The sequence below is a fragment of the Kitasatospora sp. NPDC058115 genome, from assembly GCF_042884635.1.
In the GTDB taxonomy this organism is placed as follows: Bacteria; Actinomycetota; Actinomycetes; order Streptomycetales; family Streptomycetaceae; genus Kitasatospora.
Map to the genome: position 1 here is coordinate 1 of NZ_JBHVTL010000060.1, position 13,578 is coordinate 13,578.

General features: G+C 74.3%; 13 protein-coding genes. 4 read left to right on the forward strand and 9 right to left on the reverse strand.

Features of this window, described 5'->3' with window-relative positions; translation table 11 throughout:
* Positions 1–409: 409 nt before the first annotated feature.
* Complete coding sequence (locus ACFVVL_RS35070) at positions 410–1,414, reverse strand: stage II sporulation protein M (protein ID WP_387682598.1); 1,005 nt, start codon at positions 1,412–1,414, stop codon at positions 410–412.
* 220 nt (positions 1,415–1,634) lie between these two features.
* Between ACFVVL_RS35070 and ACFVVL_RS35075 the strand changes: the two genes are divergently transcribed.
* Positions 1,635–2,591, forward strand: coding sequence for an RDD family protein (locus ACFVVL_RS35075; protein WP_387682601.1), 957 nt, complete (start codon positions 1,635–1,637; stop codon positions 2,589–2,591).
* Between the two features lie 16 nt (positions 2,592–2,607).
* Here ACFVVL_RS35075 and ACFVVL_RS35080 read toward each other — a convergent pair whose 3' ends face one another.
* The gene (locus ACFVVL_RS35080) at positions 2,608–3,264 is read right to left on the reverse strand and encodes a hypothetical protein (RefSeq protein WP_387682604.1); all 657 of its coding nucleotides are present in this window, start codon (positions 3,262–3,264) and stop codon (positions 2,608–2,610) included.
* A gap of 116 nt (positions 3,265–3,380) precedes the next feature.
* Between ACFVVL_RS35080 and ACFVVL_RS35085 the strand changes: the two genes are divergently transcribed.
* Together ACFVVL_RS35085 and ACFVVL_RS35090 are read left to right on the forward strand one after the other, a co-directional pair.
* Entirely contained in the window at positions 3,381–3,917 is a 537-nt protein-coding gene (locus ACFVVL_RS35085) for a SigE family RNA polymerase sigma factor (RefSeq protein ID WP_380298375.1), read from the forward strand.
* Positions 3,914–5,044: a hypothetical protein gene (locus ACFVVL_RS35090; RefSeq protein WP_387682607.1), complete on the forward strand. Its 1,131-nt coding sequence runs from the start codon at positions 3,914–3,916 to the stop codon at positions 5,042–5,044. Before ACFVVL_RS35085 ends, ACFVVL_RS35090 begins: the two co-directional genes overlap by 4 nt.
* Before the next feature lie 90 nt (positions 5,045–5,134).
* On the opposite strand, the gene ahcY is transcribed toward ACFVVL_RS35090, so the two are convergent.
* From ahcY to ACFVVL_RS35120, 6 genes are all read right to left on the reverse strand, one after another.
* On the reverse strand, positions 5,135–6,583 hold the full coding sequence (gene ahcY / locus ACFVVL_RS35095; protein ID WP_380298036.1) for an adenosylhomocysteinase: 1,449 nt from the start codon (positions 6,581–6,583) through the stop codon (positions 5,135–5,137).
* A 324-nt stretch (positions 6,584–6,907) separates the two neighbouring features.
* Entirely contained in the window at positions 6,908–7,882 is a 975-nt protein-coding gene (locus ACFVVL_RS35100; RefSeq protein WP_387682611.1) for a cation diffusion facilitator family transporter, read from the reverse strand.
* 106 nt (positions 7,883–7,988) lie between these two features.
* A complete protein-coding gene (locus ACFVVL_RS35105; protein WP_387682614.1) occupies positions 7,989–9,269 on the reverse strand; it encodes an SIS domain-containing protein in 1,281 nt (426 codons plus the stop codon).
* A gap of 80 nt (positions 9,270–9,349) precedes the next feature.
* Positions 9,350–9,532, reverse strand: coding sequence for a Trm112 family protein (locus tag ACFVVL_RS35110; protein ID WP_380298041.1), 183 nt, complete (start codon positions 9,530–9,532; stop codon positions 9,350–9,352).
* Positions 9,533–9,632: 100 nt separating this feature from the next.
* The gene (locus tag ACFVVL_RS35115) at positions 9,633–11,015 is read right to left on the reverse strand and encodes a phosphomannomutase/phosphoglucomutase (protein WP_387682617.1); all 1,383 of its coding nucleotides are present in this window, start codon (positions 11,013–11,015) and stop codon (positions 9,633–9,635) included.
* Between the two features lie 184 nt (positions 11,016–11,199).
* Positions 11,200–11,565, reverse strand: a complete 366-nt coding sequence (locus ACFVVL_RS35120) for a DUF3499 domain-containing protein (protein WP_380298043.1) — start codon at positions 11,563–11,565, stop codon at positions 11,200–11,202.
* A gap of 164 nt (positions 11,566–11,729) precedes the next feature.
* Between ACFVVL_RS35120 and ACFVVL_RS35125 the strand changes: the two genes are divergently transcribed.
* The gene (locus ACFVVL_RS35125; protein ID WP_350554486.1) at positions 11,730–12,182 is read left to right on the forward strand and encodes a metallopeptidase family protein; all 453 of its coding nucleotides are present in this window, start codon (positions 11,730–11,732) and stop codon (positions 12,180–12,182) included.
* A gap of 67 nt (positions 12,183–12,249) precedes the next feature.
* On the opposite strand, the gene ACFVVL_RS35130 is transcribed toward ACFVVL_RS35125, so the two are convergent.
* Positions 12,250–13,578, reverse strand: a 1,329-nt coding sequence (locus ACFVVL_RS35130; RefSeq protein ID WP_387682622.1) for a DUF5719 family protein, incomplete at its 5' end; no start/stop codon positions are given.

The following is a 13,578-nucleotide window of genomic DNA, read 5'->3' on the forward strand; positions in this document are numbered from 1 at the left end:
TGGCACGCTGTTGAGTTCTCAAGGAACGGACGCTTCCATCGGGCGGCTTTCACACCGGCCCTCCGGGCGCTTCGTTCTTTCGTGTTTCCAGCTTACCAGATGTTTTCCGCTCCGTTTTCCGGAGTTTCATTCGTCCGATTCCCGCTGGGGGGATTTCCTTCGACTTCGCCCCGAAGCCTATCAAAGCTTCCGGTGTGCTCAGTCCCTGGATTTACCTTGTCGGAGAGGGCGTGCATTCGATGAAGCACACTCACCTCGACTCGGCGGTGTCGTAGACATTAACGCCCGAGTCTGACTGGTGTCCAGTCGGTCCCAACCGTTCAAACCTACTCGCCCACCCCTACCACGTCAATGGTTTGGCTGGAGCTCAAGAAGAGTAGCAGGTCAGGAGCCTGTGGATCACATCGACTCAGGCCGCGACCGGCTGCAGGTCCGCCCGGTCGGCGGCATCCAGGTCTCCGGTTTCCCCGTCTGCGGCGGCCTTGCGGCCCAACACCAGCGCATAGAGCAGGAAAGCGACCTCGGCGAGCGCGCCGATGGCGATCCGGGCCCAGGTCGGCAGGCCGGAGGGGGTCACGAACGCCTCCAGGACGCCGGACACCGCCAGTACCGTCGCCAGACCGATGCCCATGCCGATGATCGAGCGGCCCTGTTCGGCGAGCGCGGTGGCGCGGGTGCGCGGGCCGGGGTCGACGATCGTCCAGCCGAGGCGCAGTCCCAGGCCACCGGCGACGAAGACGGCGGTCAGTTCCAGCAGGCCGTGCGGGATGAGCAGACCGAGGAAGGTGTCCAGCCGGCCGGCGGACGCCATCAGCCCGACGCCGAGGCCGAGGTTGAGGACGTTGCTCGCCAGCACCCACAGCACCGGGAGTCCGAGCACCACGCCGTAGAGCAGGCACTGCACGGCGATCCAGGCGTTGTTCGTCCAGACCTGGGCCGCGAAGGAACTCGCCGGGCGGTCGGAGTAGTAGGTCTCGTAGGCGCCGCCGGGCCGGGTCATCTCACGGAGCTCGGCCGGCGCGGCCAGGCTGTTGCGGACCTCGGGGTGGCCGGCCACCCACCAGGCGACCAGCGCGGTGGCGAGCAGCGAGAGCACCGCGACCGGGATCCACCATCGCCGCGAGCGGTAGAGGGCGGCCGGGAAGCTCACCGTGTAGTAGCGCGCGACGTCGCGCCAGCCGCTGGTCCGGGTGCCGGTGACCGCGTCGCGGGACCGCGAGACCAGGCTGGTGAGCCGGCCTTCGAGGGTCGGGTCGGGCGCGGCGGCCTGGACCTTGGCCAGGTGCCCGGTGACGCGCTGGTAGAGGGCGACGAGTTCGTCGGCCTCCTCCCCGGTCGGGCGCCGCTTCCTGGCGAGCTCGTCCAGCCGGGCCCACTCCCCCTGGTGGGTGGCGACGAAGACGTCCAGGTCCATGCGGCGGCTCCATGATCGGCGCGGGGCGCGAGGTCGGGCGGTGCGGACAGGTGGGCCCAGCATGCCAGGGCCGGGGGGTGCGGCGACCGCCGGGACCTCACTTCCCGGCGGGCTCGGCGGCCCCGTATGTTGACGGCAGCAGATCTCGGGATCGTGGGGGCCGATCCGCCGGATTCCCCGCCCACGGACCGCGTACCACCGACGGGAACGGACGGGTGTCTTGAGCGACCTGGTGACGGGCGAGGCGGTCGTCCTCGGCCTGCGCGCGGCGAAGCTTCCGAGCCGGGGGCTGGCGATCGCACTGGACCTCACCGTGCAGCTCGCGGGACTGGTCGCCACGACCCTGCTGCTGAGCCTGGTCCTGGTCGACCTGGACGGCGCGGCGGTCGCCGCCGTGACGATCGGGCTGACCGTCTTCTTCCTGGTCGCGCTCCCGGTCATGATCGAGACGCTGACCCGCGGCCGTTCGCTGGGGAAGGCCGCGCTGGGGCTGCGCGTGGTGCGCAGCGACGGCGGGCCGGTGCGGTTCCGGCACACGCTGGTGCGCGGGCTGGTCGGCTTCCTGGAGATCATCGTGCTGTTCGGGGTGCCGGCGGTGGTCTGCTCGGTGGTGTCCTCGGACGGCAAGCGGCTGGGCGACGTCTTCGCGGGGACGCTGGTGGTCCGCGAGCGGGTGCCCGGCGGGAGCGGGGCGGCGATCGCGCTGCCGCCGGTGAACCCGCAGTTGCTGCAGGCGATCGGCGGCGAACTGGTGGCGCTGGACCTCTCCGCCGTGCCGGAGCCGCTCTGGCTGGCCGTCCGGCAGTTCCTCGGGCGGATCGGCGAGCTGGACCAGACCGTCGCCCACCGGATGTCCGCCCGGCTCGCGGACGACCTGGCGGCCCGCACCGGCCACCCGGTGCCGTACGGGGTGCACCCGGCGGCGTACCTGGGGGCGGTGCTGACCGAGCGCCAGCGGCGCGAGTGGAGCCGGGCGCAGGGGTACGCCTTCCAGCAAGCCCAACAGCAGGCTCAGCAGCACGCGCAGACGCACGCCCAGGCTCAGGCCCAGGCCCAGCAGCCGGCCCCGCAGGAGGCGTGGGCGCCGGCCCCGCCGGCCACCCCGTCCGCTCCCCCGGCCCCGCCCGCCGCGCCGACGCCTCCGGCCTCCGGCACCGGCTTCGCCCCGCCCGCCTGACGCCACCCGGGCCCGCCTAACCGAGCTCCTCGCCGGTCCCGTCCCCGAACGCGGCCGGCCAGGCGTTCGGCGGCGACTCCAGCTCCTCCAGCTCGATCCCCCCGGCCGCCAGCACCACGTCCCCCGCCAGGTGCACCACCTGCTGCTCGCCCGTCTCCAGGTCCGCCACCTGGTACCGCTCGACGACGAGCGGCCCCGAGTCCGTCCCGTGCGTCTCGACGCCCTCCAGCAGCCACCCCTGGTCGAGGGTGCGCGGCGCCAGCACCGGCTCGGTGAACGCGACCAGCCGCACCCGCGCGCTCGCCCCCTCCCGCAGCCGCAGCATCCGCGCGGTGGCGACCAGGAAGCCGGGCGAGCGTCCGGTGAAGCCGTGCGCCCGGTCGTGGCCCTCGGCCGCCTGCTCGCCGGACGGGTCGGAGGCGTCGGCCCGCACCCAGGCGACCCTGTCGACGGCGCCGCCGCGCACCTGCCAGCCGCCCGCGCGCAGTTCCATCCGCAGCGGCCGGGCGCGCGAGTCCAGGGTGAGGTCCACCGTTCCGAGGACGCGGCCGTCCGGCGCGTACGTCTTGGAGACGTACCGCCAGCCGGCCGGGCCGGGCGCGCAGCTGAACCGCTCCTCGCCGAGCAGGACGTGGTCATGGGTGTCGTGGAGCGAGTACCGGCCGTTGGGCATGCCCGAAAGCCTACGGCCGCGGTCTTCCGGCGGCGGCATGCAACCTCCTCCCGGCGGCCCGCATCAGGGAGGTGGGCGCTGCGAACCGAGGCATCGCCGGAAGGGAGATCCCATCGATGGCGAAGCAGACCCGCGACGCCGAGTTCACGGAGTACGCCGCGGCCCGGAGCCCCTGGCTCCGCAAGGTGGCCTACCTGCTGTGCGGTGACTGGCACCGCGCGGACGACCTCGCCCAGGAGACGGTGACCAAGCTCTACGTGCGCTGGGGCCGCGTCTCCAAGGCGGACAACATCGACGGCTACGTGCGGACGGTCCTCGTCAACACGTTCCTCGCCGAGCAGCGCTCGCCGTGGGGCCGGTGGTCGGCCCGGCGCCGCGAGGAGGCGCTCCCGGAACGGGCGGCGGCCGTCGCGGACCTGGACGCCTCGGTCGACCTCCGCGCCGCGCTGGCCGCCCTGCCGCCCCGTCAGCGGGCGACGGTGGTGCTGCGCTACTACTGCGACCTCACCGTCGAGCAGACCGCCGCCGCCATGGGGTGCTCCACCGGCAACGTCAAGAGCCAGTGCTCCCGGGGCCTGGACGCACTGCGCCGGCTCCTCGACCGCGAGACCGCCGCGACCGCGGCCGGTCCTTCCGAAAGGATCCCCTCGTGAACGACCTGTACGACGGTTCGTCCTCGCTCTCCGCGACGGAGCAGCGGCTGGCCGCCGAGCTCACCGCGCTGGCCGACTCCCCGGCGCCGACGGCCCTGCCCGACACCTCCTGGTCCATCCGGTCCGGCCGCTCCCGGCTGCGGCGCCGGCGCCTGGCCGTGCTCGGCGCGGTGACGGCGGTGGCGGTCGGCGCCGCCACCCTGAGCACCGCCTGGCCGGAGGCCGGCTCCGGCTCCGCCGTCCAGGCGGCGGGCTCCGGCTCCACGGCCACCGTCCCCGTCGGCCCACGGGTCGGCCCGGACACCGGTCACGACCCGCTCGTGGTGCAGGCCACCTTCGGTTGGCTGCCCGCCGGCTTCGACGCCTTCGTCTACAACAAGGGCTTCACCGGGCAGCCGGAGGCGGCGCAGGCCAAGGCCATCGGCCCGAAGCAGACGGACGCCGCCACCGACTTCAACCGCCAGCTGCTCTTCCTGACCGTGTACGGGGCCGGGGTGGAACCCCCGCTCGACCTCGGCGCCGGGGTCGGCCTGCGGTACCGGGTGGACACCGCGCCGGTGAACGGCCGGCCGGCGTACTGGGTCGGCATCGCGCCGGGCGACCCGAGCGCCGGGGGCCAGGACCGGACGCTGCGCTTCGAGCTCGCCGACGGCCGCTGGGCCGAGCTGCACGCCTCGTACGTGGGCGCTCCGGACAACGTCGCGAACATGATGGCGCAGGTCGCGGCCGGGGTCCACGCCGCGCCCCAGGCAGTGGCCCTGCCCTTCACGATCACGGATGTGCCGCCCGGCCTGGTCCAGTCGGGATCGAGCCTGGACCACGGCGTCGAAGCCACCCGGGCCTATCCGTGGACGGCGTCCGTCGGCTTCACGCTGAACGGCAAGCCGATCACGGTGAGCGCTCGTCCCGACGTCGCGCCGGCCACGACCGCTCCGACCGCCCCCGCCATCCCCGGGGCGCTGCAGCTGCCGACGACCTGCCGGAGCTCCAACGGCCTCAAGCTCTGCGTCTCGGCGATGGAGGGGGAGGCGCCGTTCGCCTCGATCGGCGGTTTCAACGGTCTACTCGACCGGGTCACCTCGCTCGGCACCGACGAGAACGCCTGGACCACGGAGGTCTTCAACTGAACCCGGTCCGCGCACGCCGGTGGCCGGCACTCCCCGCGGGGAGTGCCGGCCACCGGCGTGCGTCGGCGCGGGGCCGGTCGGCGGGACCGCTCAGTAGCGGTACTGCTCGGGCTTGTACGGGCCCTCGACCGGGACGCCGATGTAGTCGGCCTGCTCCTGGGTGAGGGTGGTCAGCTTCACGCCCAGCGCGTCGAGGTGCAGGCGGGCGACCTTCTCGTCCAGGTGCTTCGGCAGGACGTAGACGCCGATCGGGTACTGCTCGGTCTTCGTGAACAGCTCGATCTGGGCGATCGTCTGGTTGGCGAAGGAGTTGGACATCACGAAGGACGGGTGGCCGGTCGCGTTGCCCAGGTTCAGCAGGCGGCCCTCGGAGAGCACGATGATGGTGCGGCCGTCGGCCTTGCGCCACTCGTGGACCTGCGGCTTGACCTCGGTCTTCACGACGCCCGGGAGCTTCGCGAGGCCGGCGATGTCGATCTCGTTGTCGAAGTGGCCGATGTTGCCGACAATGGCCTGGTGCTTCATCCGCGCCATGTGGGAGGCGAGGATGATGTCCTTGTTGCCGGTGGTGGTGATGAAGATGTCGGCGGTCTCGACGACGTCCTCCAGGGTGGCGACCTGGTAGCCGTCCATCGCGGCCTGCAGCGCGCAGATCGGGTCGATCTCGGTGACGATGACCCGGGCGCCCTGGCCGCGCAGCGACTCGGCGCAGCCCTTGCCGACGTCGCCGTAGCCGCAGACGACCGCGACCTTGCCGCCGATCAGGACGTCGGTGGCGCGGTTGATGCCGTCGATCAGCGAGTGGCGGCAGCCGTACTTGTTGTCGAACTTCGACTTGGTGACCGAGTCGTTGACGTTGATCGCCGGGAACAGCAGCTTGCCGTCACGGTGCATCTCGTACAGGCGGTGGACACCGGTGGTGGTCTCCTCGGTGACGCCCTTGATGGTGGCGGCGACCTCGGTCCACTTGTTCGGGGTCTCGACGAGCGTGCGGTTGAGCAGCTCCAGGATGATGCGGAACTCGTCGTTGTCGGCGGTGGACGGGTCCGGCGCGGCACCGGCCTTCTCGAACTCGACGCCCTTGTGGATCAGCAGGGTCGCGTCGCCGCCGTCGTCCAGGATCATGTTCGGGGTCTTGCCGTCCGGCCAGGTCAGCGCCTGCTCGGTGCACCACCAGTACTCGTCCAGGGTCTCGCCCTTCCAGGCGAAGACCGGCACGCCCTGCGGGTTCTCCGGGGTGCCCTCCGGGCCCACGGCGATGGCCGCGGCCGCGTGGTCCTGGGTGGAGAAGATGTTGCAGGAGCACCAGCGGACCTCGGCACCGAGGGCGGTGAGGGTCTCGATCAGGACGGCGGTCTGCACGGTCATGTGCAGCGAGCCGGTGATCCGGGCGCCGGCCAGCGGCTGCGACTCGGCGTACTCGGCGCGGATCGCCATCAGGCCGGGCATCTCGTGCTCGGCGAGCTGGATCTCCTTGCGGCCGAACGGGGCCAGGGAAAGGTCGGCGACCTTGAAGTCACCGGTGATGTCGGTCGACATGCGTCTGCTCCTCGTGTGACGGGTGGGGTGTGGCCAAGGTCCTGGAGTGCGTCACAACACGGCGGGCCGCACGGGTGTGCGACGACGCCGGGGCACCCGGCCCGCGGCACGGTCCGACCGGCGCGGCACGGAGCCCCGTTGCTCGGCACAAACCGTCGGAGGACCTCTCTCCCTCGACCGGCGCGCACCCCCTCGGGGGCGGGCCGCCGATCGACCGCCATCAGCAGCGACGTTCTGGCTCTGGGGACGAATCTACACCGACGGCCCCGGACGGCGGCCCGCTACGGCCGTTTTCGGCCTCCCGCCCGGGGCCGTGCCGGTGGCTCAGTGCGCGCCGGGGACCGGCCCGCCGGGCGTGGCGTACGGGTCGTCGCCCGCCGCCTCCTTCTCGGCGCTGTAGATGTCCGGCTCCAGGTAGATCGCCCGGGCGATCGGCACCGCCCGCCGGACCCGCGACTCGGCGGCGTCGATGGCCTCGGCGACCTCGGCGGCCGTCGAGTCGGCCGGGACGGCGATCTTGGCGGCGACCAGCAGTTCCTCCGGGCCGAGGTGCAGGGTGCGCATGTGGATGACCCGCTCGACGGAGTCGTGGTCGACCAGCGCGTCGCGGATCCGGCCCACCGTCTCCGGGTGGGCCGACTCGCCGAGCAGCAGCGAGCGGGTCTCGACCGCCAGCACGAACGCGATGGCGATCAGCAGCAGACCGATGCAGAGCGTGCCGATGCCGTCCCAGATGCCGTCACCGGTGATCACCGTCAGCCCCACGCCGAACAGCGCCAGCACCAGGCCGATCAGCGCCCCGGTGTCCTCCAGCAGCACGACCGGCAGCTCGGGCGCCTTGGCCCGGCGGATGTACGCGGGCCAGCCGTGCGTCCCCTTGTCCTTGCGGGCCTCGCGGAACGCGGTCAGGAAGGACCAGCCCTCCAGCGCGATCGCGAACACCAGCACGCCCACCGGCCAGTACCAGTTGTCCAGCTCGTGCGGGTGGACGATCTTCTCGTAGCCCTCGTAGACCGCGAACATGCCGCCGACGCTGAACAGCACGATCGACACCAGGAACGCGTAGATGTACCGCTCGCGCCCGTAGCCGAACGGGTGCTCGGGGGTGGCGGCGCGCTGCGCCCGCTTGCCGCCGACCAGCAGCAGGACCTGGTTGCCGGAGTCGGCCAGCGAGTGCACGCTCTCGGCGAGCATCGAGGAGGAGCCGGAGAACGCGAAGGCCACGAACTTGCTCGCCGCGATGCCCAGGTTCGCGGTCAGCGCCGCGACCAGCGCCTTGGTACCGCCTTCGGTGCTCATGCTCGGAAGGTCCCTCCGTCGGGGGCCGTCCGCGCGGCCCGTGCCCGGACGCCCGGTGTCCCGGTCGCCGTCGACCGCATACGGTACCGGGCCGGCCCCCGCGGACTCAGGACTGCGCGGCGGCGAGGCCCAGGTAGACGGCGGCGAAGTCGGTGAGCGCCACCAGGTCGGCCAGTGCGTGCAGCGGGTCGGAGCGGCGGCTGGCGTACTCGGTGAGCCGCACGTCGTGGGCGGCGGCGAGCCGGTGCGCCCGGCCGGCGCCGAAGCTGCGCGGGCCCGCGTCGTCGGCCGGCACCTCGGCCGGACCGTCGTCCTCCTCCCCCGCCGGGCCGGGCCCGGACGGCCCGGCGTCGCCCTCGCCCGGGACCTGCCGCAGCAGCAGGACCTGGAGGTGCAGCGGGTCCGGCTCCTCGACCCGGTCGCGGAAGAAGTCGTCGGGGTCGGCGCCCGCGCCGAGCTGCCCGGTGAACATGCCGCGGTGCGCGGTGAGCACCTGCGGCAGCAGACCCGCCAGGGCGGGACGGCCGGCCCGGTCGGCGAGCTGGGCGGCGAAGCGGACGGCCGCCGCGCCGGCCACCGGGCCCTCGGCCCACAGCAGCGGGACGGTCCCGGCCAGCCGGGCGGCCAGCCCCTTGGCCGGGTTGGTGTACGCGGCGGCGTCCGGCCGGCAGCGGACGGCGGTGGCGTCCAGCAGGTCCGCGGTGCGCGGCAGCGCGTCGTAGGCCAGCTGGGTGACACCGAGCTTCTGGGCGAGCGCGAGCAGCGGCGCGAGGTGGGCCCAGAGTGCCGAGGGGTCCTCGGCGGGCAGGTCCGGCTCGGAGCCGGGGCCGCCGGGCGCGCCGGCCTCGGCCGGCTCGACGGCGGACGGCACGAAGGGCAGCGGCAGCGCGCGGACCTGCAGCGCGGCCTCGGCGAGCGCACTGCCCGCGGGCGCGGTGACGACGATCGCGCAGCCGCGTGCGTAGGCCTGCTCGGCGAGCGCGACCAGACCCCGTTCGCCGCCGTCGGCGGAGCTGATCACCAGCAGGTCGAGCGGGCCCGCCCAGCCGGGGAGCTGCCAGGCCAGGCCGGCGGTGAACGCGGCGGGGGCGGTGGCCCGGTCCGGGCGCGGGACGGGCGCGGCGTCGGTGGGCGGCAGCGGGGCGACCAGGCTGGCGGTGCCGGCCAGCGCGGCCAGCATCTCGCCGGCGGTCAGCGCGCTGCCGTGCCCGGCGACCAGGACGGCGCGCGGGCGGCCGTCGGGGCGCAGCCGGTCCAGGCCGGCGGCGTCGGCGAGCCGCAGGGCGGTGCGCACCCGGGCGCCGGAGCCGGCGAGGGCGAGCAGCGCGCGGTCGTGGTCGGCGCGCCGGAGGGCGGCCGGGTCGTCGAGCAGGGTGTCGTCGAGCATGCGGCGGGCCTCCGGCTGGTGGCTGGGCGCTGAGGACGGCGGGCGCGGGGCGGGCCGGGGCGGGGCCGCCCCGTCCAGGATCAGGCCGGGCGGCGGGCCTCGTCCACCAGCAGGACCGGGATGCCGTCGCGCACCGGGTAGACCAGGCCGCAGTCCGCGCCGGTGCAGACCAGCTCGGGCTGCTCCTCGGTGCCGCCCTCGGTGAGCGCGGCCCGGCACTGCGGGCAGACCAGGATCTCCAGCAGGAAGGATTCGAGCTTCATGGCGTTCGGTCTCCGGTCTCGGTGCGGGGGTGGCGGCGGACGGCACGGCGGTGCCCCGGCCGAGAGGAAACCCTACCGGCCGGGGCACCGGGGCCGTACGTCAGGCGCGGACCACGGCCAGCACGCCGTCGCGCAGCTCGGCCATCCTCGCCGGGTCCTTCGCCTCGACGTTCAGGCGCAGCAGCGGCTCGGTGTTGGAGGCGCGCAGGTTGAACCACCAGTCCGGCCCGGCCACGGTGAGGCCGTCCAGCTCGTCGACGGTGGTGCCCTCGACGGCGAAGGCCGCGCGGACGGCGGCGGTGCGGGCGGCCTGGTCGGCGACGGTGCTGTTGATCTCGCCGGAGGCGGCGTAGCGGTCGTACTCGGCGGTGAGCTCGGAGAGGGTGCCCGGCTGCCCGCCGAGGGCGGCCAGCACGTGCAGCGCGGCGAGCATGCCGGTGTCGGCGCGCCAGAAGTCGCGGAAGTAGTAGTGCGCGGAGTGCTCGCCGCCGAAGACGGCGTCGGTGACGGCCATCTCCTGCTTGATGAAGGAGTGGCCGACCCGGGTGCGCACGGGCGTGCCGCCCAGCTCGCGGACCACCTCGGGGACGGTCCAGGAGGTGATCAGGTTGTGGATGACGGTCGGCTCGGCCTCGCCGGCGGCCTTGGCGCGGGCGATCTCGCGGGCGGCGACCAGGGCGGTGATGGCCGACGGGGAGACCGGCTCGCCGCGCTCGTCGACGACGAAGCAGCGGTCGGCGTCGCCGTCGAAGGCGAGGCCGAGGTCGGCGCCGGCCTCGCGGACCGCGGCCTGGAGGTCGACCAGGTTCTTCGGGTCGAGCGGGTTGGCCTCGTGGTTGGGGAACGTGCCGTCCAGCTCGAAGTACATCGGGACGAGCTCGATCGGCAGGCCGTCGAAGACGGTGGGCACGGTGTGGCCGCCCATGCCGTTGCCGGCGTCGACGACGACCTTCAGCGGGCGGACGGCGGTGAGGTCGACCAGGCCGAGCAGGTGGTCGGCGTAGCCGCGCAGGGTCTCCCGCTCGGAGAGGGTGCCCGGGCGGACGTCGCGCGCCGGGACGGTGACGGTGTCGTCCTCGCCGGTCCAGGACTCGACCAGCTCGCGGATCTCGGCGAGGCCGGTGTCCTGGCCGACCGGGGCGGCGCCGGCCCGGCAGAGCTTGATGCCGTTGTACTCGGCCGGGTTGTGGCTGGCCGTGAACATCGCGCCGGGCAGGTCGAACGCGCCGCTGGCGTAGTACAGCTGGTCGGTCGAGCAGAGGCCGATCTGCACGACGTCGGCGCCGTAGCCGGCCGCGCCCTCGGCGAAGGCCCGGGTCAGCGACGGGGAGGAGGGGCGCATGTCGTGGCCGACCACGATCGCGGTCGCGCCGGTGACCTGCACGAACGCGGCGCCGAAGGCGCGGGAGAGGTTCTCGTCCCACTGGTCCGGGACGACGCCCCGTACGTCGTACGCCTTCACGAGCTGCTTGAGGTCGCGCACTGCGGCTCCACCCTGGTTCTGTGTCTGATCGGCGAACGCGCGCGGCCTGGCCGGCGGGCTGATCGCCCCGTGGTCACGGATACGTCCGGGCACGGCGGCGGCCGCCACCCGGTAGGGGGGAGCGTACCCGGGCGGGCGCGGCGGTTGGTGCGGGGGCGGGAGCGGGACGGTGCCGGGCGGCGGGTCAGTTGTCGGGCGAGCGGAGCACCCGGAGGTGGCCGCGGCGGCTTCCCTCGGTGGACTCGCCCTCGGGGGCGCGGCCCTGACGCGGGGTCTGCGGGCGGGCGGCCTCGCGGACGGCGTTGGCGAGCGCCTCCAGGTCGTCGCTGCTGCGGCGCAGCGGTCCGGCCTCGGCCACGAGCCGGACGACCTCCCAGCCGCGCGGGGCGGTGAGGCGCTCGGCGTGCTCGGCGCACAGGTCGTAGCAGTGCGGCTCGGCGTAGGTGGCGAGCGGTCCGAGGACGGCGGTGGAGTCCGCGTAGACGTACGTCAGCGTCGCGACGGCCGGACGGCCGCACGCGGTCCGCGAACAACGACGTACAGAGCTCACGAGGGTGGACGGTACAGCACTCCCTGCCGGGGAGCGAAGACCGCCTGTCCGGAGGGTGTGCCGTGTCGCCGCCCGCGCGCCGCCCGGGTGCTCCGCTCGCCCCTGGCGAACCGTTGCGGGGGTGGTCCACTTCCGGGCGTCCAAGGACTACGCTCGGCAGTGATATGGACAGCTCCGCACCGCAGTCATCGACGGGTCCCTCGCGCCGCCCGCGGCACCGCGACCGGCACGGCCGGGGTCTGCGCGGCCCGCTGGCGCCGCCGCAGGTCCCGATCTCGCTCACCCGCTCCGAGTTGTTCGACGACTACGTGCGCGAGTCGGTGGAACGGCTGGAGCGGCGCTGGCCCCAGCTGATCGAGGTGGAGTTCGCCGTCCAGGAGGTGCCGCTGCACGAGCCGGACGGCACCGATCCCGACGGCGGGGTGCCGCTGGGCCGGGTCTCGCCGGGCCGGCAGGGGCGCAAGAGCCAGATCGTGGTGTACCGGCGGCCGGTGGAGATCCGGGCGAAGTCGCGGGAGGACCGCGCCGCGCTGGTGCACGAGATCCTGATCGAGCAGGTGGCGGAGCTGCTGGGGCTCTCCCCCGACGCGATCGACCCGCGGTACGACGAGGACTGAGCACGGCGAACGCCTCAGGGGCCGCACCCGGTCGACGGGTGCGGCCCCTGCGGCGTCGCGGGGGTGTTCAGCGCAGGACCACGCCCGGGTCCTGGGCGGCCTGCGGGACCTTGACGCTGGAGCGGTCGTCGCGCAGCGCCTGGACGGTGAACATCGGCACGTCCTTGACGGGGATCGCGAGCATCCGGGCGGCGGCGACCGGGCCGCCGGAGACGGTCTCCACGGTGAGCGCGAAGCTGCCGTTCAGCCCGGCGGGCTCGGGCGCCGGGAGGGCGACGGTGCCGCCGGCGGGCAGCTGGACCTCCTGGGTGGCGGGGGTGCCGCCGCCGGTGCCGGCCGAGGCGGTGACCCGGACAGTGGCGGCCTCGCCGGTGGAGGTGAGGAAGAGCGTGGACGCCCCGCCGCCCCGGTTGTCGGCGACGGTGGCGCGGGCACCGACCGGCACGGTGCCGGCCAGCCAGGCGGCGTCGGACTTGCCGCCGGCCCCGGCGCGGTCGATCCGCAGGCCGGCCACCACGGGGGTGGGGTGCTTGTCGTCGCTGGGCGACACCCGCAGGCCGGCGACCTCGTCGCGGGTGACCTTGCCGAGGTCGACGGCGGCCACCATGCCGGCCTTGACGTGGATGGACTCGTTGCCGGCCGGGGTGAACCAGCCGTTCTTGCCGGAGAGCTCGATCTTCAGGTCGGCGTCGTCCTCCGGCGGGGCCCAGACGACCAGGCGGGCGGCCGAGGTGTCGGCGGGCAGGCCGGGCATGACCTGGACGGGCGCGGGGTCGGCGGAGGCGGGCACCCAGTCGGCGCCCTTGCCGGCGTCGGCGGCGTGCAGGGCGGCGCCGACCCGGCCGGTGCGGGCGACCACGTGCACGGCGAGGTCGGCGACCTGGCCCTTGCTCAGGGTCGACAGCAGCACCGACTGCGAGCTGCCGGGGGCGATGGTGATGCCGTTGGCGGCGTCGTTCTCGATCAGGCCCTTGTCGCCGTAGAGCTTGAGGTCGACCACGGCGGCACTGGATTCGGTGTTGACCAGGCTGATGTAGTCGGTGCGGCCCTCGGCGGTGGAGCCGCCGGCGAACCAGAAGCCGGTGCCGGACGGCGTGCAGGTGATCCCGGACAGGCCGAGGCCGCGCTGCTCGGTGACGGTGGTGGTCTGGGTGACGGTGAAGCCGGGGGCGAGCGCGCCGGTGGCGACCGCCCCGCTGCCGGGGGCCGTGTCGCCGTTGGCGGCGGGGGCGGTCACCGGGGTGCCGGGCTTGGCCAGGGTGAGCCGGGCGTCGGAGGGCGCGGCGTCCTTGTCGGCGGCCGGCGCGGCGGTGGGGGCCGCGGGTGCGCCGGTGGCGGCCGGGGTCGCGGGCGCGGTGCCCGGCGCGGGCGCGGCCGGTGCGGCGGCGGGCGCGGC